We start from the raw sequence: 21,556 nt of genomic DNA on the forward strand, positions 1-21,556 counted from the left end.
TCAGTCACCCAGATATTGAATGGTGATGTGGTAGTTAAAAACATGTTGCTCGATGCTAATCGGCTCACGTTTGCCTTTGCGTTGCAGGTAGACAATCTCCGTGACCAGCTTGCCGTCGGGGTTGCGCAGCTCGCGTCTGCTGTCAGTATCGTTCAGCGTCCAGCCTTTCGGCAACTGCGGCTGCCAGGCGCTGAGCGGCCAGTGGCTGAGCATCACGTCCGCCAGTACCTGGCTGGCGGGCGGCAGCTCCGGCGCCACAACCGACTGTTCGGTATGGATACCGGTATTGTCATACGTCGCGAGGAACAGACGGATCCCCACGGAGGAGAGGCCGGCCAGCGTCACCTTTTGCTCGTCAGCATTCAGCATCACCAGCAGCGACTGGGTGTGTCCGTTGAACCTGCCGGTCAGCAGCTGTTGCGAGCTCATTGCCGGGGTGATACCCGGCGGCGGCAGCGTCACGCGGGTGCCCGGCTGGAGCCAGGCCTCGGGCCGCGCGTCATCGCGGTTCGGCGAATGGCTACACCCTGCCAGCAGCAGCGCCAGAAGACATATCGCCAGGCGGTAAAATCGGATCATCGTATTCTCTCTTTCGTCGTCGGCATCGCCAGCGGGGCGAGCAGGAAGGCGGTGAAGATACCGCTCACCAGCACTATGCCAAAGCTGCTGATGGCCTGGGTGGTGCTGAACACCAGCATGCCCAGCGTCAGCAGCGTGGTCATCATGGCAAGCGTAATCGCCAGCATCGCGGTCAGGGGCGTTCCGCGCGGGTTGCTGAAAAACAGCGTGTAGTTGATGCCAATTCCGAGCACCAGCACCAGCGCCAGCAGCGAAAACAGGTTCACCGGATGGCCCGCGACGGCCAGCGCCGCCAGCCCGCAGCTGAGCGAGAGCAGGGAGGGAACCAGGCTGATCGCCCCTTTGCGCCAGCCGAGGCGCACCATCGCGCCGCAGGCAATCACCGCCAGCGCCACGAACAGTAAGCCCGTCAGCAGCGAACGGTAGAGCGCAAACAGGCTGTCGAAGCTGGCTTTGCGGTCGACCCAGGCAACGCCCTCATGGCTGGCCGCCAGTTTGCCGAGCGCCGCGCTGTTTTTCACGCCATCCACCGGGACCAGTACGCCGCTTTCGCCGTTGGGCAACGTCAGCCACAGCAGCCGCCAGCCTTCGCTGACCGGGCTGGCGAGCCAGGCCTCAACGCTAACCGGCATCGCGTCCAGATTGGGTGTGACGCTGTTCAGCCCCGCGCTTTTCAACATTGTTGTCACCGCAGGCGCGGCGTTGTGCAGCAGCTGCAGATCGCTTTTCTGACGCGCCAGCGAGTTCAGCGGCAGGGTGCGCCAGTGGGCCATATCGCCCGCCTTTTGCGCCTGCGCCAGCGCCGGGGTAAAGGCCTCCAGCCGCTCCAGCGTTTGCTGAGCCGACGCGCCGTACACCACAAACCACTTTTGGTCGACGCTCTGCCCGGTCAGGGCGGTAATGGTTTTTTCCTGTGCCAGAATGTCTTTCGGCAGCGCCTGAAGCTGGGCGATATCGTCGTCGACCCGTAAGCTGCCTATCCCGATGGCGGAAATCAGCGCCAGCGCCAGCGGCAGCCCCACGGACAGGGTTTTGCTGCTACGCCAGGCGTTCAGCCAGCGCAGCATAAAACCTTTCGCGGGGATCGGGCGAACCGGCATTCTGTGGCACAACCACGGATGCCAGAAAATCACCGTCAGGCACGAGGCGCTCAGCCCCGCCGCGGCAAACACCGCCATCTGGCGGATGCCGGGGAAGGGGGCCAGCATCATCATCAGGTAGGCGACGACGGTGGTGAGCAACGCCAGCAGCAGCGCGTTACGTACCTTCGACAGGCTGTGCCAGGGCGAGTCGTCAGCGGCGTGCACCATCCGCTCCGTGAGGTAGTAAAGCGTATAGTCTGCCGAAATACCGATGATGCTCATGCTCATCACCAGCGTCATCAGGTGCAGCTCGCCAAACAGCAGCAGCGTAAACACCGTGCCCGCCAGCGCGCCGATGGCAATGGAGAGCATGCTCAACAGCAGCGGGCGCACGGAACGGAACACCGCCACAATCAGCAGGATCACCCCGAGCACCGTGGCGACGCCGAGCGTGGAAATATCCCGCCTGGCCTGCTGGCTGGCGTAATCGCTGTAAAACACCGTGCCGCGAGAGAGCAGCTGCGCCTGCGGGGAGTGCATTTTCAGCGTCTCTTCCAGCGCCTTAAGGGTGGTGACCAGCCGGTGGGTTTGCTGCATATCGAACGACGACCCCGCCAGTTCGCCGTGCAGCAGATACCAGTAGTTTCCGGCATCATCTTTGGTGACCAGCCAGCCGTCCATCAGCTGCATTTTCTGGCCGTTTTGAGCGAGGGCGAGCTGTGAGCCGCGCATCAGCATCAGCGGATCGTTTTGCAGCTCCTTGCCGCTCACGCCGGAAAAGGCGGAATAGAGCTGGGACAGGATCCACTGGGCCTGCATTTCCCCGCCGTGTTGCAGGCGCGCCCGGGTGGCGGGATCGATCAGGCCGTTACGGTGCTGCCAGAAGAAGTCACCCCAGGCTTTTTGCCCGGCGGCGTCCATTGGCCCTTTCACCTCATTCAGCGCCTGACTGCGCTGCAGCAGTTCCAGCCATTGCTGCGCCACGCGCGGGTCCGGCTTTTTGCCGGGGCTGACCAGCCAGACGAGCTGGCGGTCGAGACGCTGCATAAATCCGTCATTGAGCGCCGGGGGGATCGCCCCGAGCGTCTGTTTCGGCAACATCGCCAGCACGCTGCTGTTCAGCCGCGCGCCGGGCAGCAGCGTGAGCAGTACGCCCAACAGGATCAGGCATACCGTGGCCCACAGCAGCGCCGGGCGCAGGGATTTACGGTGCGGCAAAGCGTTGGCGTTCGGCATCGGTCAGGCTGGCGGGCGTCAGTTGGTGGCGGGACAGGGCGATATCGGTTGTGTCGCCCTGCTTATCGTTCAGTCGAATCGATTCCAGGTACGCGGCACCGCGCAAATCGAGGGTGGAGAAAATCTTGTCCAGCGGCGTGGTCACAGGCGTCAACACCAGCGACCACCGGCCCTCCCCCTGGTCTTTAAAATCGATGCGGAAGTTCTCTTCGAGCACCTTGCGGTCGGCCTGAAACAGCGCCCTCAGCAGGTGGTTGAACTGGAACATCTGCGGGTTAGTGTCGGCGGTAATGGTCTGCGGCGGTTGGCCGTTAACGATCTGCACCATCCGCTTGTCGTCCAGCAGCAGCGTCATCGGAAACGGCGCTTTTTGATCCCACAGCAGGCCGCTGTCGCGGGCAATCAGCATCTCCCCCTGCGAGCGCAGCGGCTGTGGCATGTCCTTGATGGTGCGGGTTTGCTCGAAGTGCGCGCGCACCACCGGCTGTTCCGCAAAGCGCTGTTGCAGTTCGTCCAGCGTGATCGCGCTGACCAGCGGGCTCATCAGCAGGGCGAGAAGCGGTATCCATTTCATGGCGCGATCCCCATACGTTCAAACAGAATGGCCGGGCTGACAAAGCACATCTCCCGGCTGGCTTCATCCACCGCCACCTGAATGGTGTAGCCGGAGGTGGTGCGTTTTCCGGTTTGCGCGTCGAAGATTTGATAGGCGATGCGCAGGCGGTTTTCATATTCTTCAATGTGGGCGCGCACGCGGATGCGCTGCTCGAAGGTCACCGCGTCGCGGTATTTCACGCGGGTGTCCACCACCGGCCAGACGTAGCCGGAGGCCTTCATCTGGCGGTAGCCGTAATTAAACTGGTTGAGCAGCGCCTCGCGGGCGATCTCAAAGTAGCGGAAATAGTTACCGTGCCAGACCACGCCCATCATATCGACGTCGTGGAACGGAACGGCGATCTCGACTTCAGCCGTAAAGCGGGGATCGGTCAGCACCCTTTACTCCTTCTCGTTGACCTCTGGCAGCTGCCAGAAATCGAAAAAATTAAACCAGTCGAGCGGCGACATGAGGGCGTAATGTTCCAGCCGCTGCGCATAGCGATCGACGGTCTGCTGCAGCGCCTGCTGGCGTTCGCCGCGCGGCAGCAGCAGCGGGTCGGCAAAGGGCTCGCAGTGCAGGGTCAGTTTCCCCTGCTGGCAGAGGGCAAAAATCAGCACCACCGGGCAGCGTAAAATAGACGCCAGGATAAACGGCCCCTGCGGGAACGGCGCGGGCTGGCCCATAAAGTCGCTCCATATCACGCGCCAGCTGCCGCCGCGCTGCGGCGTGACGGCGATGCGGTCGCCCACAATGGCGACCCATTCGCCGCGATCCAGCTTCTCTTTGATGAGGATGGCGGTATCCGGGCCGATGTCGGTCACGGGCATCAGGTGAATGCCCGCCTGCGGGGCCATCTCCTCCATCACCTGTTTGAAACGTTTGGCGTTATCGCTGAAGACCAGCGCGTTGATGGTTTTCCCGCCTTCGCGCTGCGCCAGCGCCCGGCAGGCTTCCACGTCGCCAAGATGCGAGGCGAGCAGCAGTTTGCCCTGCGGATCGTTCAGACCCAGCGCCGCCTGCGCACCCGGTGCAAAGACCAGATCGCGATGGAGCTTCATTTCGCCGCGCCAGCTGGCCACTTTGTTGAGCATGGCCTGACCAAAACGCAGGAAGTGGAAAAAGCTGTGCAGGCGGGGAGGCTGAGGCATCTGCCGCTGCGCCATCACCTGCTTTACGCGCGTCAGCCATTGCCGTGACGCCTGGCGCGCAGAGCGGGCGGTCAGCCAGTATACGGCGGTGACCGGCCACAGCAGGACGGTAAAGGCGTTACGCCCCAGCAGCTGCCAGACGCGCAGCATCAGACGCATTCCCCACAGCCCTTTCACCTCCTGCTGCTGCGCCCAGTGCCGCGTGCGGCGGCGCATTAGCAGAGCGGGAATGCGCGGCAGCATGCCGAAGAACAGGCGGGTATGCATCAGCGAGATGCGCAGGTTGTCTTTTAGCGCATCGAAATGGGATAGCCCGTCCGGCGGATAGGTCACGCGGGTGGGCAGAAAATAGCTGGTGTTGCCCTGCCAGTAGAGCCGCACCATCACTTCGGTATCAAAATCCATCCGTTTACCGAGCGGCGTGCGCGCGGCAAGCCGCAGCACCGGCGCGATGGGGTAGACCCGAAAACCGCACATGCTGTCTTTTAGCTGCAGCGACAGGGTTTCAATCCACACCCAGACGTGCGTTATCCAGCGTCCGTACAGGCGCGAACGGGGAATGGAGTCATCGTAAACGGGCCTGCCGGAAATTAACGCCTCAGGGTGGTGCTCCGCCAGCGCAAGCAGTTTGGGAATGTCTTCGATAGCGTGCTGACCGTCGGCGTCCACCTGAATCGCGTGGGTGAAGTCGCGCCCTGCGCAGGCTTGCAGACCCTGCATGACTGCCGCCCCTTTCCCGCTGTTTTCTGCCAGCCGCAGCAGCGTGACCTGCGGATGGCTTGCCGCCAGCGCTTCAAGCGTGCGGCGTGTGGCGTCATCGCTGCCGTCGTCCACCACCAGACAGGGGAGTTCGAAGGGCGCGAGGCGCGCCAGCACCGAGGCCATCATCGCCCCGTGGTTGTAGCACGGGATCAGCACGCAGGGGCGGAAGGTTACTGACATAGGCGAATCTTCCCGCTGCTGGCAGTATGGCGTTCGTCACCGGCATGGCGCTGGTAGCTGAAGGTCAGCATCTGGCGTTCGGGCTGCCAGGCCAGGAGCAGCGTCACCCTGTTCTCCGGCAGCAGCGGGGCCGCGAACTTCACGTTCTGAATGCTGTGAAAACGGTAGCCCGGTGCCAGCAGCGTGGTGGCGTAGTCCATGATCCAGTCGAGCTGCGCCACGCCGGGGAGCAAGGGCTGTACGGCGAAATGCCCCTTAAACCAGAGCAGGGCCGGATCCAGATAGAGGTCGATCTCCAGATGCGTCGCATCGGGCTGGCGGCGTTCGATTTCATGGATCTTCATGAAATAACTCCTGTAGCTGCGCAGTCACACGCTTGTTCATGCTGTTGACCGGAATTTCATCGACAATCCGCCAGTAGCGGGGCACGGCAACCGGTTCAAGGCAGGGGCGAAGGGCGCTGCGCCAGGCGGATTCCTGGGCATTTTTCCCCACGCTTTCTCTGTGCATTCGCGCGTCGTCACTGAGCACCAGCAGCACGCCAATGCCCTGACGTCCCCCGCGCGTCACCGCCAGCGCGGCGGCGTCGCAAATGCCGTCCAGCGCCAGCAGCCGCTGCTCAATTTCATCGAGCGAAATGCGTTTGTCTTCGATTTTGACCACCCGCCCACGGCGGCCAACGATGCTGAACTGCCCGTCGGCCGTGAAGTGTAAATTATCATCCAGCACGACGCCTTCCGGCTCGTGGATCAGCGGCGACGTGACGCGACCGTCGTGAAACGTCACGCCGGGAAACGGCTGCCAGCGCGTTGTCTCATCCTGACGGTGACGCCAGGCCATGACCCCCGTTTCGGTACTGCCGTAGATTTCATCGGGCCAGAGGTTGAGCCAACCCTGAAACGCGGTGATATCCCGCCAGGGCAATACGCCACCTGCGGAAATGAGCAGGGCAACGGGGGGCGGCGTCAGTGCTGTATCCAGGCGCTTGAGGAAGGCCGGGCTGCTGATAAAAAGATAGCGTTTGTCGTGGGGCAGGGCTGAGAGCTGCTCGGCATAGTTGAGCAGGTTGGTCCGTGACGGCAGGCCGAGCGCCATGGGTAAGACGACACGAAACGTCAGGCCATACAGGTGGTGCAGCACCACGGAGGCGACAACATGGCAGCCCGCAAGACGATCGCCAAACTGATCCGCCAGCAAGCGGGCTTCGCGATCCAGACTGATAATCGGCTTAACCACCCGCTGCGGCGCGCTGGTGGAGCCGGAGGTGAAAAGCTCGATGGCGCGCGTATCGTCTATGGCTGGCAGCGGGGAAAAGCCGTTGTCTGTGCGCGGGGTGGAGGCCACCAACCGCTGTCGCCCTGCAAAGGCAAGCGCTGTGTCACTCAGGACGCCGCTGAACAAGTCCCGCTGTTCGTTAAGCTGCGCGGCCCGGCTGTGCCCGGGTAGCACGGGCGTTTTACCCGCGTGCAGCGTCGCCAGCAGGGCGACCGTAAACAGATAGCCGTTTTCAACGCACAGCGCCCAGCGCTCGCCCTCTTCCTGACGCAGCGTGTTAACCAGCTGCGTCACGTCGTGACGCAGATCGCCGAGCGTCCAGACACCATCGTCGCGCCAGGCTATCGGCGTATCGTCAGGGCGGGGCGCACTGAGCCACTGGCTGAGCGGAAGCGGTTTATGCATCTTTTTTCATTACCCGTTGTCGCACCAGCCACTCGCAGGCCATCAGCGTGCCCATCAGGATGTAGGCAATCATGCCGTTCCACAGCGTCCACAGGTGTATGTCGGCGTGCAACACGGTAAACAGCGCCATCGTGCCGTTGCCGATAAAAAAGCCGCACCACACCCGGGTAACGATGCGAGTGTAGCGGATGCCGGTGGGCGAGAGAGTGGGCTCACGCAGCCGCGCAAATCGTTCTACCATCGGCATGGTTGTCCACAGCGACCCGCCAAACACCACCAGCATCACCAGATTAACGACGACCGGATAAAACAACACCCACTGGTGAGCGTGCAGCACATAGCTCGCCGCGCACAGCGCCACGCCTGTGAGGGCAACGCCCAGGATCATGTTGCGCAGAGGGCCGCTCTGACGGCGCACCTGCCAGACCCGCAACAGCAGCACAAGCGCTATCACGGGCAGTATCCCGTGCAAATTGTTGTTTGCCAGCCCGAAGCCAATCAGAAAAGGCCATGCCAGCAGCATCAACCCCGTCAGTATCGGGATGAATGGAATCGCAGGCACGTTACGCTTCGCGCTGAAGCTGTTCCACAACGTCGACCACGTCCTGGACGGTACGCACCGCTTTGAAGGTGTCAGGCTTGATTTTATGGCCGGTCTTCTTCTGCAGGTGAACCACCATGTCAACGGCATCAATGCTGTCGAGATCCAGATCGTCGTACAGGCGCGCTTCCGGGGTGATGTCCTCGGGGGCGACTTCAAACAGCGTAATAAGAAGCGCAGAGACTTCCTGATAAATCGTTTCCTGGTTAGTCATAGCGGGTAAATTCTCAGGCGCGTTGTTGATGGATAAAAGCCGCGAGCGTGGCAACGGAATAGAAGTGCTGACGCATCTCGTCGCTTTCGGCAGAAAGCACTACGCCATACTGATTTTTCACAGCCAGCCCCAGCTCCAGGGCATCTATCGAGTCCAGACCCAGCCCGTCGCCAAACAGCGGGGCGTCAGTATCGATATCCTCTGGCGTAAGTTCTTCCAGATTCAGCGTAGAGATAATGAGATTCTTAATTTCAAGATAGAGCGCTTGCATCTTTCGTTCCTGACAAAGATTGAAGACCGGTTGTTAACTGATGCTGCATATGCCGGTTTAACTGCCTTGCCGCCAGCGCAGGTTCGTGCTGGCTCGCATCGTAAAAATCATGAATGTTGATGCGTTCGCGAACATCCACGGTAAAAAAAGGTTTGTTGGGCGGAACGTTGTACCAGCTGCTTTGCTTATCCAGCATGCGTTCGCTGCAGTGGATCACCACCACACGCACAGCGCTATTGCAGCGAACGGCAATGTTAGCCGCCCCGCGCTGCAGCGTTATGGCTTCGCCAACGCGCGTGCGGGTCCCTTCCGGGAATATGAGCAACGTATCGCCCTGTGCCAGACGCTGCTGGCTGGCGGAGAGCAGGGTTTCAGCTTCGCTGTTGATCAGATAATCCGCAGCGCGGATCACCCCGCTGACAAACGGGTTACGCAGTAGGGCGCTTTTCACCAGGCAGTCGGTTTCGTTCATGACCGACGCCAGGAACACGTAGTCCAGTAGCGAAGGGTGGTTGGCTATCACCAGACAGCCGCGCTCCGCGCGCAGCACGTCGAGGTTGTTGAAGCGGTAATCCAGTACACCCACTCCCCGTACCACCGCGAGAAACAGGCGAAAACTGGCGGAAATGCTGCGGCGGGCCAGCTGGCGGCGCTTCGCGCGATCGCGCTGGACAAGCAGCAGCAGGTTAAACCACACCAGCGACAGCAGCAGCCCGCCGAGGCCGAACAGCGCGAAGCAGAATCCGGTCATCGCCATGCGCCATAACCGGTCGAGACGCGACGTCAGCCCGCTCATTTGCGCGTCCATTGCCACTGGAGGCGTTCGCCAGAGAGGGTAAATTGCGGCGCGTCGTTCAGGTAATGGCGCAGAAACTGGAGGCTTTGCGGCAGCGCGGGCTCTTCGCCTTCGCTTCCGCCACGCGTTTCGCAGCAGAGCCGATCGCCGGCTTCAATCACCAGCGCCAGGGCATACGGCCAGACGGGCATTTGCGGCGGCAGCCCAGCGTGATAAAACGCAGGCAGGACGCCGTCAAAATCGACCAGCAGCACGCGGGAATAGCCCGCATGGAGCAGGCTTAACACTTCGCACAAACCTTGCTGGAAGGTATCCATACCGGCGGAGACCGACGAGGAGACAATCGGCTGACGCGCGGCGATTGTGAGATTGCCGACGGCCGCATTGTGAACCGACATGGCAAAATCCGTGGGAGAAACAGGTTCTTCCGCCGCCAGCGCCTGCAGAATGCGGTAATTGCGCTCCAGTTCACCGTGGCGACTGCTGTAGACGACGGCGTCAATCTGGTGCTTTCGCAGCATCGCGAGGCCGATATCCACCGCCAGCCTGCTGCCAGAGTTGAGGCGGCGCGCGGTCATCATCGGCAGGTCGGTCAGTTTTGCCAGCGGCGCGGCGGGGTCGATAGCGTCAGACTGGCGTGACCAGTCCTGCCACGCAGCGGCATCGCCCAGTCCTGGCGCACGTGCCTGCCAGTCGATAATCGAGAGTGTAAATTTCATCTACGCGCGTCCGCGATAAACCTGTTTCTGTAACTTATTCTTCGCAAGCGCGATGAGCTGCGCACATCGTACAATGTTGTTGGCGCGCATGCGAATAAACGTCTCTTTTAGCCCTTTCCCTGCGATTAGCCCGGCAACCGGCTTTTTGGGCGACCTGGACCCAGCAGAATGGCGAGTTTACTGCCGCCTTTGGTGGTCTCCATCCAAATTTTACAGACGCTGGTGAGCGGTACCGACAGCAACATCCCGACGGGACCCAGCAGCCAGCCCCAGATCAGTAACGATAAAAACACCACCAGCGTCGACATGCCCAGGCGGTGGCCCATCATGCGCGGCTCGAGAATATTCCCCAGCACCATATGCACGACAAGGAAAAGCGCCCCGACCAGCATGCATTCGTAAAACCCGTTAAACAGGAAGGCCTGGATCATGGGCGGCACGGCGGAGAGCACCGCGCCAATGTTGGGCACGTAGTTTAACAGAAACGCCAGCACGCCCCACATCAGCGCGAACTGCACGCCCATTAGCATCAGCCCCAGCCAGACGATGATCCCGGTCCACAGGCTTAATAACGTTTTCAGCGCCAGATATTTGGTGACGCCCTTTAATGCGCGGTGCAAACCGGCAATGTGAATTTGCGGATTGTTCAGCGCAAAGCGCAGTTTGTAGGGCACGTGGCGGACTTCGAACAGCATAAACACCACCGTCATCACCAGCAGCAGAATGCTGGCCATCGCGCCGGAAAGGCCGGTCATCAGCGTGGTGGCGTAGGTCATCACCTTCTCTGAATCCATCCGGCGCAGCATCCGTTCTGGCGAAATATGCAGGTTGATAAACGGCATCATCTCCTGCAAATCAACCAGCTTGCGGGTGAGGGCTTTGTTGTATTGCGGCAGCATGGTCGAGAATTCACTCAGGGATGCGGCCAGTACGCCAAACAGCGCCGTCAGAACAATCAGCATGACGATGACGACGATAGTAATCGCCACCGGGCGGCTGACGCCGCGGCGTAAAAACCAGGTTACCAGCGGGTTGAGCACGATGGCAAAAAAGAGCGCCAGTAACAGCTGAACGATGATATCAGCCGCAGCGTGGATACCTGCCAGGATCACGACCAGACAGGCGAGTTTTAACAAAATGTGAAGTCCTGTTTTATCGGGCGGGCTGGCTGTCATACGAATTCCTTTTTCGGGGGGCTTGTTTATTGTAGTGCGCCGGATCCCCTTCGTCTGGGGTGTTACTCTGAAAGTCACTGCTGATTTTCATCTCTCTTCATGGTAATAGTGAAACACTGTTGCAAAAATCCAGGTTAAACCCATGCCCGAACCTTCCGCCGAACCGGCACTGAGCGGAGTGCGCCTCAATCTGCGCATTGTTTCTGTTGTGATTTTTAACTTCGCCAGCTATCTGACGATTGGCCTGCCGCTGGCGATCCTGCCGGGCTACGTTCACGACGTGATGGGCTTTAGCGCCTTCTGGGCGGGGCTGGTCATTAGCCTGCAATACTTTGCGACGCTGATAAGCCGCCCCCATGCGGGACGCTACGCCGATCTTTTTGGGCCGAAGAGCATTGTCGTCGTGGGGCTGTGTGGCTGCTTTCTGAGCGGGCTGGGGTACTTTCTGGCGGCCACCGCCAGCCAGTGGCCGCTGGTCAGTCTGGTGCTGCTGTGTCTGGGCCGCGTGATTCTGGGTATCGGGCAAAGCCTGGCGGGTACGGGTTCCACGCTCTGGGGCGTGGGCGTCGTCGGCGCATCGCACATCGGGCGGGTGATCTCCTGGAACGGGATTGTCACCTACGGCGCCATGGCGATTGGCGCGCCGCTTGGGGTGGTGTGTTACGCCTGGGGCGGTCTGTACGGCCTGTCCCTCACCATTATGGCGGTTGCGCTGCTGGCGATCCTGCTGGCGCTGCCGCGCCCGAAAGTGAAGGCCAGCAAGGGCAAGCCGCTGCCGTTTCGCGCGGTGCTGGGGCGCGTCTGGCCATACGGGATGGCGCTGGCGCTGGCGACCACCGGCTTTGGGGTGATCGCCACCTTCATCACCCTGTTTTACGACGCCAAAGGCTGGGACGGCGCGGCCTTTGCCTTAACCCTGTTTAGCTGTGCGTTTGTCGGCGCGCGACTGCTCTTCCCGAACGGCATTAACCGTCTGGGCGGGCTGAACGTGGCGATGATCTGCTTTGCGGTCGAAATCGTCGGGCTGCTGCTGACTGGGATCGCCACTGCGCCGTGGATGGCGAAAATCGGCGTCTTTCTTGCGGGGGCGGGCTTCTCTCTGGTCTTCCCGGCGCTGGGCGTGGTGGCGGTGAAGGCCGTGCCGCAGCAAAATCAGGGGGCCGCGCTCGCCACCTATACGGTGTTTATGGATATGTCGCTGGGGATCACCGGGCCGCTGGCAGGGCTGGTGATGGCCTGGGCTGGCGTGCCTGTTATCTATCTGGCGGCGGCAGGTTTAGTGGTGCTGGCGCTGATGCTGACGTGGCGGCTAAAAAAATGGCCCCCGGTGCACGCACCGGAGGCCACGTCATCCTCGTGAAAGATTACTGAATCACGAGGGTGTTAATGATGTTTTCTGCGGTAGTCTGCGCTTTCTGCTGGTCTTCCGCAGGCAGCGTGATTTGCAGGGTCAGCAGTTTGTTATCAACTTTACCCAGTACCACGGAAGAGTAAGCGGTCTGGCCTTTCGCAGAGATAATGCTGTCCAGCTGTTGCAGCGTGTGGCCTTTGAGTTCGATAGACTTATTGGTTACCACCTGCAGCTGCGGGTCGCGGCTACGCTGCTGATCTTCCAGACGTTTGGACAACACGCTTAGCTCTTCAGTGGTGTCGTCACCCACAATCACAATGACCGCTTTCTGACCGGTTGCGTCGGAATACACGTGCATGTTGTTCGCCTGGGTACCCAGCTTGCCGCTCTGATCGGTCATATCCGCTGGCAGAGAGAAACTGAGTTTACCGTCCAGCAGGCTTACCGGCTGCCCGGTCGCGTTGCTCTCTGCGGACGCGCCCTGTGCAGGCGTTTTCGTGTCGCTGTTATCACAGGCTGCAAGGCCAACAACCAGCAGGCCAATCCCGACATATTTAACCAGATTGCGCATTGACTTCTTCCTTTCGATAAACGGCCATAGCGGCTCATTCGCTCATCTTATCACAACTGATAGAGCGAACCTTTAACCTGCCTGCAATGCGGTGATTTCAGATTTATCTGCCAGCCTTTTCAGCAGCATATTCAGCAGCACGCCGTACATCGGCAGGAAGAACACAATGCTGATAAGCACCTTGAAGCAGTAGTCCACCAGGGCGATTTCCATCCAGTGTTCGGCCATGAACGCATCCGGGCTGCGCCAGAAGGCGATGAAGAAGAAGGCCAGCGTATCGCTCACGTTTCCGAACAGCGTGGAGGCGGTTGGCGCCATCCACCAGCGGTGATTTTGACGCAGGCGGTTAAACACGTGAACGTCAAGGATCTGCCCCAGCGCGTAGGCCATAAAGCTGGCGGCGGCGATACGGGCGACAAAGAGGTTGAAGTGCGTCAGCGCCTCAAAGCCCTGCCAGCTTCCCATGTAGAACAGGGAAGAGATCACATACGACACGAACAGCGCCGGGAGCATCACCGCGAAAATAATGCGACGCGCCAGCGGTGCGCCAAAGATTCGCACGGTCAGATCGGTGGCGAGGAAAATAAACGGAAAACTGAACGCGCCCCAGGTGGTATGGAAACCAAAAATGGAGATCGGGAGCTGCACCAGATAGTTGCTGGAGGTGATCACCAGCAGATGAAAAAGCGAAAGCCAGAACAACGCTTTTACGCGCTGCGATTGAGAAAACTGCGTCATATTGTGACCTTTTTATACGTTGGGGTGAGGGAACCCAATAAAAACCGCCGCATGATACTGCTTTGACGGGACTTTGCAATGGCTAATTTTCACGCAACCGTTAACCTGGTTTGCATTGGCGGCAACCGGGCGTAAACTACAGCCGTTTTATTTTGATCGAGAAGACCATGACCGACCTGTTTTCCAGCCCAGACCACACCCTTGACGCCCAGGGCCTCCGTTGCCCGGAGCCGGTAATGATGGTGCGCAAAACCGTGCGCACTATGCAGACCGGTGAAACGCTGCTGATCATCGCAGACGATCCGGCCACTACCCGCGACATTCCCGGCTTTTGTACCTTTATGGAGCACGAGCTGGTGGCGCAGCAGACCGAAACGCTGCCGTACCGGTATGTGATTCGTAAGGGGTAATTGCGGCAAGATGCCCTCACCCCGACCCTCTCCCACGGGGAGAGGGAGAAAACCTTTCTAAACCATCGTTTCAAATTTTCGCGCTTTTGTGAGGCGCTTCACCTCCGCTTTTCCAGCCGTAGTCTAATTTTTAAGCGTATAAAAATAAAACGCCGTTTTAACGCTTATCTCACTACCCTGGAGTTGACCCGATGAAAACGACCCTCAAGCCGTTACTGGCCGCGCTGTGTCTGTCTGCTTTTGCCTGCACCGCTTCTGCTCAAACCATCAAAGCTGCCGATGTACACCCCGAAGGCTACCCGAACGTGGTGGCGGTTCAGCACATGGGTGAAAAACTCAAGCAGCAAACCGACGGCAAGCTGGAGATCAAAGTCTTCCCCGGCGGCGTGCTCGGGGATGAAAAGCAGATGATTGAGCAGGCGCAGATGGGGGCCATCGACATGATCCGCGTCTCGATGGCGCCGGTTGCCGCCATCCTGCCGGATATCGAAGTCTTCACGCTGCCGTACGTCTTCCGCGATGAGGACCACATGCACAAGGTGATCGACGGCGATATCGGCAAGCAGATTGGCGACAAGCTGACCGCGAACCCGAAATCGAAGCTGGTGTTCCTCGGCTGGATGGATTCCGGCACCCGTAACCTGATCACCAAAGAGCCGATCGTTAAACCGGAAGATCTTAAAGGGAAAAAAATCCGCGTGCAGGGTAGCCCGGTGGCGCTCGCCACGCTGAAGGATATGGGGGCAAACTCGGTCGCGATGGGCGTGAGCGAAGTCTACAGCGGCATGCAGACCGGGGTGATCGACGGCGCGGAGAACAACCCGCCAACCTTTATCGCCCACAACTACATGCCGGTCGCCAAAAACTACACCCTCAGCGGCCACTTTATCACCCCGGAAATGCTCCTCTACTCAAAAGTGAAATGGGACAAGCTCAGCGCCGACGAGCAGCAAAAGGTCCTGACGCTGGCCCGCGAAGCGCAGTTCGAGCAGCGCAAGCTCTGGCAGGCCTATAACGACCAGGCGCTGGCGAAAATGAAGGCGGGTGGGGTGCAGTTCCACGACATCGACAAAACGGTGTTTATCAAAGCCACAGAGCCGGTGCGCGCCCAGTATGGCGACAAGCATCAGGATCTGATGAAAGCCATCGCTGACGTCCAGTAAAACGGAGTACGTATGTCCGAACTCTACCTGAAGTGGATGGACCGTCTGTACCTGCTCGCCATGACCGTGGCGGGCATCTCGCTGCTGGTGATGACGATCGTGATCCCGATTGGCATCTTCTCGCGCTACGTGCTTAACCGCGGAGAATCCTGGCCGGAGCCGATCGCCATTATCTGCATGGTGACCTTTACCTTTATTGGCGCAGCGGTAGGGTATCGCGCTGGGTCGCACATCGCGGTCAACATGCTCACCGACCGTCTGCCCGACATGCTGAAAAACCTCTGCGCCCGCGTGGTCGACCTGCTGATGCTGCTGATCTCCGCCCTGATGTTCTGGTACAGCCTCTGGCTGTGCGTCGACCTCTGGGAACAGCCCGTCGCGGAGTTCCCGCTCCTGACCTCTGGCGAAAGCTATCTGCCGCTGCCCGTCGGGTCGGCCATTCTGATCCTGTTTGTGATTGAACGCCTGCTGTTTGGCTCGCAGGAAAACCGTCCCGTCGTGCTTATCGGCAACCACAGTTAAGGGGTGAACAATGGATGCATTCGTTTTGTTATTCACCCTCGCCATTCTGCTGGCGCTGGGAATGCCGGTGGCTTTCGCCGTCGGGTTAAGCGCCGTGGCGGGGGCGTTGTGGATCGATCTGCCGCTGGAGGCGCTGATGATCCAAATCACCAGCGGGGTGAACAAGTTTACCCTGCTGGCGATCCCGTTCTTTATCCTTGCCGGGGCGATCATGGCGGAAGGGGGCATTGCCCGACGGCTGGTGAATTTCGCCTACGTGTTTGTCGGCTTTATTCGCGGCGGGCTGTCGCTGGTGAACATTGTCGCCTCAACGTTCTTCGGCGCAATTTCCGGCTCGTCTGTGGCGGATACGGCCTCTATCGGCAGCGTGATGATCCCGGAGATGGAGAAGAAGGGCTACCCGCGGGAATATGCGGCGGCGGTAACGGCCAGCGGTTCCGTGCAGGCGATTCTGATCCCGCCGAGCCACAACTCGGTCATTTACTCGCTGGCCGCGGGCGGGACGGTTTCTATTGCCACGCTGTTTATCGCGGGCGTGCTGCCGGGGCTGCTGTTAGGGTTATGTCTGATGATCCTCTGCCTCGGCTTCGCCCATAAGCGCGGCTACCCGAAAGGCGAGAAAATCCCGTTTAAGCAGGCGCTGAAGATATTGCTCGATGCTCTGTGGGGGCTGATGACGGTCGTGATCATCCTCGGCGGGATATTGTCCGGGATCTTCACGGCAACCGAATCCGCCGCCGTGGCCTGCCTGTGGGCGTTCTTCGTCACCATGTTCATCTACCGCGATTATAAGTGGAGCGAACTGCCGAAGCTGCTGTGCCGGACGGTGAAAACCGTCACCATCGTGATGATTTTGATTGGTTTTGCGGCGGCCTTTGGCGCGGTGATGACCTACATGCAGCTCCCGACCCGCATCACCGAGTTCTTCACCTCGCTCTCCGATAACAAGTACGTGATCCTGATGTACCTCAACGTCATGCTGCTGCTGATTGGCACGCTGATGGACATGGCGCCGATCATCCTGATCCTGACCCCGGTGCTGCTGCCGGTGACCAATTCGCTGGGGATCGACCCGGTGCATTTCGGGATGATCATGATGGTGAACCTGGGGATCGGGCTGATCACCCCGCCGGTTGGGTCGGTGCTGTTCGTAGCGAGCGCGGTGAGCAAGCAGAAGATCGAGCACGTTGTGCGGGCGATGCTGCCGTTTTACGGCATGCTGCTGGTGGTGCTGGGGATGGTGACGTACATCCCGGCGATTTCGTTATGGCTGCCGAGGATGTTAGGGATGCAGTGACGCCGTTTTATGCCGGGTGGCGGCTGCGCCTTACCCGGCCTCCGGTTCGGAGATGTTGTAGGCCCGGTAAGGCGCAGCCGCCACCGGGCGTTTTTACCGACGGCGCAGAAGCCGCAGCGCGTTTGCCGTCACCAGCACCGTTGCACCCGTATCCGCCAGCACCGCCAGCCACAGGCCGGTCATGCCGAGCAGGGTGGTGACGAGGAATATCCCCTTCAGCCCCAGCGCAATCCCGATGTTCTGGCGGATGTTGGCGCGCGTCGCCCGCGCCAGGCTAATCATTTGCGCCAGCCCGGTCAGGCGGTTGTGGGTCAGCGCCGCATCCGCCGTCTCCAGCGCCACGTCGGTGCCGCTGCCCATCGCAATGCCGATGGTTGCCGCCTTCATCGCAGGCGCATCGTTAATGCCGTCACCGACCATCGCCAGCGGGGCGAAGGCGTTCAGTTCCGTGACCGCGCGGACTTTATCCGCGGGCAGCAATCCGGCCTTGAATTCCAGCCCCAGCTCACCGGCAATTGCCGCCGCCGCGCGCGGATTATCGCCGGTCAGGATCACGCCCTGTACGCCAAGCTGATGCAGCGCCGCCACGGCCTCTTTGGCGTCATCGCGCAGGGTGTCGCGCAGCGCCAGCATCCCTTTCGCGACGCCGTCCTGCATGAGGGTCACGACAGTTTGTCCGGTCTGTTCTAACGCCTCAACCTCTGGATGAGAAGACTTGCCCGCCGCGACAATCAGCACCTTTTTACCGTCAACGGTGGCCTCAATCCCCGACCCGACCAGCGCCCGCTGTGCCGTTGCCGTCGGAATTGCCAGCCCGCGCGACTGCGCTTCACGCACAATCGCCTGCGCCAGCGGGTGAGTGGAACCCTGCTCAACGGCGGCGGCCAGCGTAAGCAGTTCATCTTCACCGATATCCTGCGTATACACGCCGGTGACCTGCGGCTTGCCGACGGTCAGCGTGCCGGTTTTATCGAACGCGATATGCTGAACCTGGCTCAGCTGCTCCAGCGCCGCGCCGCCCTTAATCAGCGCCCCGCGACGTGCCGCCGCTGCCAGCCCGGAGGTAATCGCCGCAGGCGTGGAGATCACCAGCGCGCACGGGCAGCCGATCAGCAGCAGCGTCAGCCCTTTATAGATCCAGCCCTCCCACGGTGCGCCGAAGAACAGCGGCGGCACGATAGTAACCAGCAGGGCAACCAGCATGATGGCAGGGGTATAAATCCGGCTAAAACGGTCGATGAAACGCTCGACGGGCGCGCGGCGCTCCTCGGCTTCTTCTATCAGCCTGAGGATGCGGTCGATGGCGCTGTCGCCCGGTTCGGAAAGGACCGTCAGCTGCACCAGACGGTCGACGCTGGTGGCGCCAGCAGGCACTTTTTCACCTGCCGCGCGTTCTACCGGAATGGATTCCCCGGTCAGGGCGCTCTCGTCGAAGCTGGCGGTGGCGGTAACCAGCGCACCATCGGCGGGTAGACGACCGCCCGCGGCGACTTCAATCACGTCTCCGGGACGCAGGGTATTAATCGCCACCGTTTCACGATTGCCGTTATTTACCCGTGTGGCGGTTTCAGGCTTCAGCGCCATCAGCGCGCTGACCCCTTTACGCGCCCGGCTCGCCGCCCAGCCTTCAAGCCGTTCGCCGATTAAGAACAGCAGCAGCACCATCGCCGCTTCCGCCGTCGCGCCGATGAACAGCGCGCCGATGGCCGCCACGCTCATCAGCGTTTCGATGGCAAACCAGCTGCCGCTTTTCATCAGGCGCAGCGCCTGGCGGGCAATCGGGAACAGCCCGACCAGCGTGGTGGCGATAAACGCCAGATTGCCGAACGGGTGGTTAATCTGCTCCAGCCCCCAGCTCAGGGCCATCATGATGACGAGGGTAATGAGCGGCAGGTTTTCTTTTAGGGAGGAGGTTTTTTCGACGGGGGCCGTTTCGCTACGCAGTGTATAGCCCGCCTTGCTGACGGCGGCTTCCACCTGTTTGCTGACGTCGCTTTCGGCGCTGACCAGCAGTTTTTCGGTGGCGAACAGCACCTGAACGTGACTCACGCCCGGCACTTGCATCACCGCGTTTTCCACTTTGCGCGCGCAGGCCGCGCAGTCCATGCCGTTGACGACCCAGCTGTAGCGGTTGCCGCTTTCAGGCAGCATTTCAGTTTGCGTTTCGCACGCGCCTTCGCAGCAGCAGTCGTCTTTCGGCGGAACCGGGCTGAGCTTAAGTGCCGAGAATTGTGGAACTTTTTTAGATGTTTCTGGAGTCGACATGGCAGTCTCCGGTAATGATAATTTTCTCATTAACCGCAGCATACACTCTGGAGTCGACTCCAGAGTCAAGACTTATTTAAATATACAGCGAACGCACGATCAGGAAGTGCCCGGCAAAGTAGCAGGCGGCGGCAATCGCGTTATCCGCGCGGAAGCGACGGCGATAGTGGCTGCCCAGCCAGACGATATTCCCGATCAGCAACAGCGCCGCGCCGAAGAACGCTGACATCGCCGGAGACGTCGGACGGAAGAACCACAGCTCGCCTGCAAGCCACACCATCACCAGCGTCATGGCGATAAAGGTACAGACCGGCAAACGCATCTCTTCCAGACGCGACCAAATCACCGCAATCAGCAGCGCGCCAATCACCAGCAGCACCAGCGGCAGCGGCCAGAAGAAGGAGAGCGTCATCTGGCTGGCAAAGTAGATGGTGTAAAGCAGATGCGACAGGAAGAACGCGCCGACGGCATAGAGCAGGCGCTGACGGGGGAGCAGAGTCAGCGCATCGCCTATCAGGGACGCACACAGCCCGGCGAGGACCAGATAGCTGACGGCGTTAAACATCGGCGCTTGCCAGGCCAGCAGCAGCAGGAGCAGCAGTGTGACGGGTTTGAACAGCCAGCGCTGCCAGGCAGGGCCACGATACGACGCATCGACAAAAAGCCATGCGGACAAACAGACGGCGATAAATGACCAAAGCATATTAACTCCCTGTATCTGTTGAGGCTGAATAATCAGTTTCTGATCCAGTGTAGTGACGCGGGCGGGCGTTTGGCAATGACGGGGAAGGCAAGGTATCCTGAATTCCGCAAAATCTGATGGGATTTATCAATGAGCAAGATGCCGCTTTTTTTCATTATCGTGGTGGCGATTATCGTCATTGCCGCCTCGTTCCGTTTCGTGCAGCAGCGCCGCGAGAAGGCGGATAACGACGCTGCACCGCTGATGCAAAAGCGCGTGGTGGTGACGAACAAGCGTGAGAAACCGCTCAACGACCGCCGCTCGCGCCAGCAGCAGGTGACGCCCGCTGGAACCAGCATGCGCTATGAAGCGAGCTTTAAGCCGGAAACGGGCGGGCTGGAGGTGACCTTCCGCCTGGAGGCGCAGCAGTACCATCAGCTGACTGTGGGGGAGAAAGGAACGTTGAGCTATAAAGGATCGCGGTTTGAAGGGTTTGAACCGGAGCGGTAATGCCGGGCGGCACTGCGTTTGCCCGGCCTACAGGGTTTCGTAGGCCCGGTAAGCGCAGCGCCACCGGGCGACTAAACGCACCTTACTTCTTCACCTGCGCCTTAAACTTCTTCATCCACACCAGCAGCTCAAACACGCCGAAAATAAACACGCGCAGCTGCTGCCATCCGGTCATCTGCGGGCCGTCTTTCGGAAGACCGTTTTTCAGCATCACCATCTGCAGGGCGTGCATAAACGACGTGAAAATCAGCGCTACGTTAACGAAAATGTTCATCGGGCGCGGGAACGGGTGCACCAGATTCAGAATCAAAAACGCCCAGACGCCCAGCATCAGCAAACGTCCCAGGTTAATCAGTACCGGCATCGGATCCTCCTTGTGCCTGACGGTGATACAGACGATAAGCAACCTGACCGGCGACCTTTTCGCGGTGCAGATCCCAGTGCGCGGGCACCGGCGGCAAACCGTTCTCCACTTCGCTTTCTACATAGATTAGCGCGTCATCCGCCAGCCAGCCGTTTTGCTCCAGCAGGGATAACGTCTCTTCCAGCAGCCCCTTGCGGAACGGTGGGTCGACGAACACCACGTTGTGCGGTGTGCCCTGTTGCGCGAGGAAGCTCAGCGTGTTGGTGTTGACCACTTTGGCGTTGCTCGCCTTCAGCGTCGCCAGATTTTGCTGCAGCGTCTGCGCCACGCCGCGCTCCATCTCCAGCAGCGTGGCGCTGGCGGCATAGCGCGACAGCGCTTCAAGCCCTAATGCGCCGCTTCCGGCGAAGCAGTCCAGGCAGCGGGCGTCTACCATTGACGGGGCGAGCCAGTTAAACAGCGTCTCGCGCACGCGGTCGGTAGTGGGGCGTAAACCGGGGCTGTCCGGCACCGGTAATTTCCGGCCTCGCCACTGACCGCCGATAATACGAATTTGACCGGCCGGGGCGCGGTTGGGTTTCTTCATCTCAGGAAAGCTCTGTTAACAATTGGCCTGCGATTGCGGGCGGTGATGTCAATTAA

At 60.2% G+C, this 21,556-nt stretch carries 25 protein-coding genes; 6 read left to right on the forward strand and 19 right to left on the reverse strand.

The window, feature by feature from the left end; translation table 11 throughout:
- From AC2T6E_RS20145 to AC2T6E_RS20205, 13 genes are all read right to left on the reverse strand, one after another.
- Positions 1-579, reverse strand: a complete 579-nt coding sequence (locus AC2T6E_RS20145; RefSeq protein ID WP_214594990.1) for a DUF3261 domain-containing protein — start codon at positions 577-579, stop codon at positions 1-3.
- The gene (locus tag AC2T6E_RS20150; RefSeq protein WP_486693009.1) at positions 576-2,897 is read right to left on the reverse strand and encodes an MMPL family transporter; all 2,322 of its coding nucleotides are present in this window, start codon (positions 2,895-2,897) and stop codon (positions 576-578) included. Before AC2T6E_RS20150 ends, AC2T6E_RS20145 begins: the two co-directional genes overlap by 4 nt.
- Positions 2,866-3,471 (reverse strand): outer membrane lipoprotein carrier protein LolA, encoded by a 606-nt coding sequence (locus AC2T6E_RS20155; RefSeq protein ID WP_486693011.1) that lies wholly within the window; start codon positions 3,469-3,471, stop codon positions 2,866-2,868. The genes AC2T6E_RS20150 and AC2T6E_RS20155 overlap by 32 nt, the downstream gene beginning before the upstream one ends.
- Positions 3,468-3,890, reverse strand: a complete 423-nt coding sequence (locus AC2T6E_RS20160; protein ID WP_174340006.1) for an acyl-CoA thioesterase — start codon at positions 3,888-3,890, stop codon at positions 3,468-3,470. The genes AC2T6E_RS20155 and AC2T6E_RS20160 overlap by 4 nt, the downstream gene beginning before the upstream one ends.
- 3 nt (positions 3,891-3,893) lie before the next feature.
- Positions 3,894-5,585 carry a glycosyltransferase family 2 protein gene (locus AC2T6E_RS20165; RefSeq protein ID WP_486693014.1) on the reverse strand — a complete coding sequence of 564 codons (1,692 nt, stop codon included), beginning with the start codon at positions 5,583-5,585 and terminating at the stop codon, positions 3,894-3,896.
- Positions 5,576-5,929 carry an ApeI family dehydratase gene (locus tag AC2T6E_RS20170; protein ID WP_174340008.1) on the reverse strand — a complete coding sequence of 118 codons (354 nt, stop codon included), beginning with the start codon at positions 5,927-5,929 and terminating at the stop codon, positions 5,576-5,578. Before AC2T6E_RS20170 ends, AC2T6E_RS20165 begins: the two co-directional genes overlap by 10 nt.
- The gene (locus AC2T6E_RS20175; RefSeq protein ID WP_486693017.1) at positions 5,916-7,265 is read right to left on the reverse strand and encodes a class I adenylate-forming enzyme family protein; all 1,350 of its coding nucleotides are present in this window, start codon (positions 7,263-7,265) and stop codon (positions 5,916-5,918) included. The genes AC2T6E_RS20170 and AC2T6E_RS20175 overlap by 14 nt, the downstream gene beginning before the upstream one ends.
- Positions 7,258-7,857 carry a COG4648 family protein gene (locus AC2T6E_RS20180; protein ID WP_108417686.1) on the reverse strand — a complete coding sequence of 200 codons (600 nt, stop codon included), beginning with the start codon at positions 7,855-7,857 and terminating at the stop codon, positions 7,258-7,260. The genes AC2T6E_RS20175 and AC2T6E_RS20180 overlap by 8 nt, the downstream gene beginning before the upstream one ends.
- Positions 7,829-8,080, reverse strand: coding sequence for an acyl carrier protein (locus tag AC2T6E_RS20185; protein WP_010436547.1), 252 nt, complete (start codon positions 8,078-8,080; stop codon positions 7,829-7,831). Before AC2T6E_RS20185 ends, AC2T6E_RS20180 begins: the two co-directional genes overlap by 29 nt.
- A gap of 13 nt (positions 8,081-8,093) precedes the next feature.
- A complete protein-coding gene (locus tag AC2T6E_RS20190; protein WP_010436544.1) occupies positions 8,094-8,351 on the reverse strand; it encodes a phosphopantetheine-binding protein in 258 nt (85 codons plus the stop codon).
- A complete protein-coding gene (locus AC2T6E_RS20195) occupies positions 8,332-9,147 on the reverse strand; it encodes a lysophospholipid acyltransferase family protein (protein WP_126816086.1) in 816 nt (271 codons plus the stop codon). Before AC2T6E_RS20195 ends, AC2T6E_RS20190 begins: the two co-directional genes overlap by 20 nt.
- Positions 9,144-9,866, reverse strand: a complete 723-nt coding sequence (locus AC2T6E_RS20200; protein ID WP_126816085.1) for a beta-ketoacyl synthase chain length factor — start codon at positions 9,864-9,866, stop codon at positions 9,144-9,146. The genes AC2T6E_RS20195 and AC2T6E_RS20200 overlap by 4 nt, the downstream gene beginning before the upstream one ends.
- A gap of 125 nt (positions 9,867-9,991) precedes the next feature.
- Positions 9,992-11,041 (reverse strand): AI-2E family transporter, encoded by a 1,050-nt coding sequence (locus tag AC2T6E_RS20205; protein WP_486693021.1) that lies wholly within the window; start codon positions 11,039-11,041, stop codon positions 9,992-9,994.
- Between the two features lie 142 nt (positions 11,042-11,183).
- Here AC2T6E_RS20205 and AC2T6E_RS20210 point away from each other — a divergent pair, with 142 nt between their 5' ends.
- Positions 11,184-12,401: an MFS transporter gene (locus AC2T6E_RS20210; protein ID WP_100167332.1), complete on the forward strand. Its 1,218-nt coding sequence runs from the start codon at positions 11,184-11,186 to the stop codon at positions 12,399-12,401.
- A gap of 4 nt (positions 12,402-12,405) precedes the next feature.
- Here the strand turns inward: AC2T6E_RS20210 and AC2T6E_RS20215 are convergent, their stop codons facing one another.
- Together AC2T6E_RS20215 and AC2T6E_RS20220 are read right to left on the reverse strand one after the other, a co-directional pair.
- Positions 12,406-12,963, reverse strand: coding sequence for a DcrB family lipoprotein (locus AC2T6E_RS20215; protein ID WP_316384224.1), 558 nt, complete (start codon positions 12,961-12,963; stop codon positions 12,406-12,408).
- Between the two features lie 72 nt (positions 12,964-13,035).
- Positions 13,036-13,701, reverse strand: coding sequence for a 7-cyano-7-deazaguanine/7-aminomethyl-7-deazaguanine transporter (locus AC2T6E_RS20220; RefSeq protein WP_010436525.1), 666 nt, complete (start codon positions 13,699-13,701; stop codon positions 13,036-13,038).
- A 167-nt stretch (positions 13,702-13,868) separates the two neighbouring features.
- On the opposite strand from AC2T6E_RS20220, the gene tusA reads away from it, so the two are divergent.
- The 4 genes from tusA to AC2T6E_RS20240 all read left to right on the forward strand — a co-directional run bounded on the left by tusA (position 13,869) and on the right by AC2T6E_RS20240 (position 17,093).
- Positions 13,869-14,111 (forward strand): sulfurtransferase TusA, encoded by a 243-nt coding sequence (tusA, locus tag AC2T6E_RS20225; RefSeq protein ID WP_010436523.1) that lies wholly within the window; start codon positions 13,869-13,871, stop codon positions 14,109-14,111.
- Positions 14,112-14,302: 191 nt separating this feature from the next.
- Entirely contained in the window at positions 14,303-15,274 is a 972-nt protein-coding gene (locus tag AC2T6E_RS20230; protein WP_148401169.1) for a TRAP transporter substrate-binding protein, read from the forward strand.
- A gap of 12 nt (positions 15,275-15,286) precedes the next feature.
- On the forward strand, positions 15,287-15,796 hold the full coding sequence (locus tag AC2T6E_RS20235; protein ID WP_089598663.1) for a TRAP transporter small permease: 510 nt from the start codon (positions 15,287-15,289) through the stop codon (positions 15,794-15,796).
- A 10-nt stretch (positions 15,797-15,806) separates the two neighbouring features.
- Positions 15,807-17,093: a TRAP transporter large permease gene (locus AC2T6E_RS20240; protein WP_126816083.1), complete on the forward strand. Its 1,287-nt coding sequence runs from the start codon at positions 15,807-15,809 to the stop codon at positions 17,091-17,093.
- Positions 17,094-17,186: 93 nt separating this feature from the next.
- On the opposite strand, the gene zntA is transcribed toward AC2T6E_RS20240, so the two are convergent.
- Both zntA and AC2T6E_RS20250 read right to left on the reverse strand, forming a co-directional pair.
- Positions 17,187-19,358 carry a Zn(II)/Cd(II)/Pb(II) translocating P-type ATPase ZntA gene (zntA, locus tag AC2T6E_RS20245; RefSeq protein WP_486693027.1) on the reverse strand — a complete coding sequence of 724 codons (2,172 nt, stop codon included), beginning with the start codon at positions 19,356-19,358 and terminating at the stop codon, positions 17,187-17,189.
- Between the two features lie 76 nt (positions 19,359-19,434).
- The gene (locus AC2T6E_RS20250) at positions 19,435-20,061 is read right to left on the reverse strand and encodes a lysoplasmalogenase (RefSeq protein ID WP_010436513.1); all 627 of its coding nucleotides are present in this window, start codon (positions 20,059-20,061) and stop codon (positions 19,435-19,437) included.
- Between the two features lie 129 nt (positions 20,062-20,190).
- Here AC2T6E_RS20250 and AC2T6E_RS20255 point away from each other — a divergent pair, with 129 nt between their 5' ends.
- On the forward strand, positions 20,191-20,550 hold the full coding sequence (locus AC2T6E_RS20255; RefSeq protein WP_042713682.1) for a DUF2500 domain-containing protein: 360 nt from the start codon (positions 20,191-20,193) through the stop codon (positions 20,548-20,550).
- A gap of 82 nt (positions 20,551-20,632) precedes the next feature.
- Here the strand turns inward: AC2T6E_RS20255 and AC2T6E_RS20260 are convergent, their stop codons facing one another.
- Both AC2T6E_RS20260 and rsmD read right to left on the reverse strand, forming a co-directional pair.
- Positions 20,633-20,914, reverse strand: a complete 282-nt coding sequence (locus AC2T6E_RS20260; RefSeq protein WP_010436509.1) for a DUF1145 family protein — start codon at positions 20,912-20,914, stop codon at positions 20,633-20,635.
- A complete protein-coding gene (rsmD, locus tag AC2T6E_RS20265) occupies positions 20,898-21,500 on the reverse strand; it encodes a 16S rRNA (guanine(966)-N(2))-methyltransferase (protein WP_010436505.1) in 603 nt (200 codons plus the stop codon). Before rsmD ends, AC2T6E_RS20260 begins: the two co-directional genes overlap by 17 nt.
- Between the last annotated feature and the right edge of the window lie 56 nt (positions 21,501-21,556).

The sequence above is a fragment of the Enterobacter sp. B79-1 genome (assembly GCF_057444735.1).

Excerpts from the sequence above, each read along its gene's own strand:
- AC2T6E_RS20145 (WP_214594990.1), bottom strand. The coding sequence starts at position 579 with ATGATCCGATTTTACCGCCTGGCGATATGTCTTCTGGCGCTGCTGCTG.
- AC2T6E_RS20260 (WP_010436509.1), bottom strand. The coding sequence starts at position 20,914 with ATGCCGGTACTGATTAACCTGGGACGTTTGCTGATGCTGGGCGTCTGG.
- AC2T6E_RS20255 (WP_042713682.1), top strand. The coding sequence starts at position 20,191 with ATGAGCAAGATGCCGCTTTTTTTCATTATCGTGGTGGCGATTATCGTC.
- AC2T6E_RS20195 (WP_126816086.1), bottom strand. The coding sequence starts at position 9,147 with ATGAGCGGGCTGACGTCGCGTCTCGACCGGTTATGGCGCATGGCGATG.
- AC2T6E_RS20230 (WP_148401169.1), top strand. The coding sequence starts at position 14,303 with ATGAAAACGACCCTCAAGCCGTTACTGGCCGCGCTGTGTCTGTCTGCT.
- AC2T6E_RS20185 (WP_010436547.1), bottom strand. The coding sequence starts at position 8,080 with ATGACTAACCAGGAAACGATTTATCAGGAAGTCTCTGCGCTTCTTATT.
- AC2T6E_RS20215 (WP_316384224.1), bottom strand. The coding sequence starts at position 12,963 with ATGCGCAATCTGGTTAAATATGTCGGGATTGGCCTGCTGGTTGTTGGC.
- AC2T6E_RS20155 (WP_486693011.1), bottom strand. The coding sequence starts at position 3,471 with ATGAAATGGATACCGCTTCTCGCCCTGCTGATGAGCCCGCTGGTCAGC.
- AC2T6E_RS20170 (WP_174340008.1), bottom strand. The coding sequence starts at position 5,929 with ATGAAGATCCATGAAATCGAACGCCGCCAGCCCGATGCGACGCATCTG.
- AC2T6E_RS20150 (WP_486693009.1), bottom strand. The coding sequence starts at position 2,897 with ATGCCGAACGCCAACGCTTTGCCGCACCGTAAATCCCTGCGCCCGGCG.
- AC2T6E_RS20250 (WP_010436513.1), bottom strand. The coding sequence starts at position 20,061 with ATGCTTTGGTCATTTATCGCCGTCTGTTTGTCCGCATGGCTTTTTGTC.
- rsmD (WP_010436505.1), bottom strand. The coding sequence starts at position 21,500 with ATGAAGAAACCCAACCGCGCCCCGGCCGGTCAAATTCGTATTATCGGC.
- AC2T6E_RS20200 (WP_126816085.1), bottom strand. The coding sequence starts at position 9,866 with ATGAAATTTACACTCTCGATTATCGACTGGCAGGCACGTGCGCCAGGA.
- AC2T6E_RS20205 (WP_486693021.1), bottom strand. The coding sequence starts at position 11,041 with ATGACAGCCAGCCCGCCCGATAAAACAGGACTTCACATTTTGTTAAAA.
- AC2T6E_RS20175 (WP_486693017.1), bottom strand. The coding sequence starts at position 7,265 with ATGCATAAACCGCTTCCGCTCAGCCAGTGGCTCAGTGCGCCCCGCCCT.
- tusA (WP_010436523.1), top strand. The coding sequence starts at position 13,869 with ATGACCGACCTGTTTTCCAGCCCAGACCACACCCTTGACGCCCAGGGC.
- AC2T6E_RS20165 (WP_486693014.1), bottom strand. The coding sequence starts at position 5,585 with ATGTCAGTAACCTTCCGCCCCTGCGTGCTGATCCCGTGCTACAACCAC.
- AC2T6E_RS20220 (WP_010436525.1), bottom strand. The coding sequence starts at position 13,701 with ATGACGCAGTTTTCTCAATCGCAGCGCGTAAAAGCGTTGTTCTGGCTT.
- AC2T6E_RS20210 (WP_100167332.1), top strand. The coding sequence starts at position 11,184 with ATGCCCGAACCTTCCGCCGAACCGGCACTGAGCGGAGTGCGCCTCAAT.
- AC2T6E_RS20240 (WP_126816083.1), top strand. The coding sequence starts at position 15,807 with ATGGATGCATTCGTTTTGTTATTCACCCTCGCCATTCTGCTGGCGCTG.
- zntA (WP_486693027.1), bottom strand. The coding sequence starts at position 19,358 with ATGTCGACTCCAGAAACATCTAAAAAAGTTCCACAATTCTCGGCACTT.
- AC2T6E_RS20235 (WP_089598663.1), top strand. The coding sequence starts at position 15,287 with ATGTCCGAACTCTACCTGAAGTGGATGGACCGTCTGTACCTGCTCGCC.
- AC2T6E_RS20190 (WP_010436544.1), bottom strand. The coding sequence starts at position 8,351 with ATGCAAGCGCTCTATCTTGAAATTAAGAATCTCATTATCTCTACGCTG.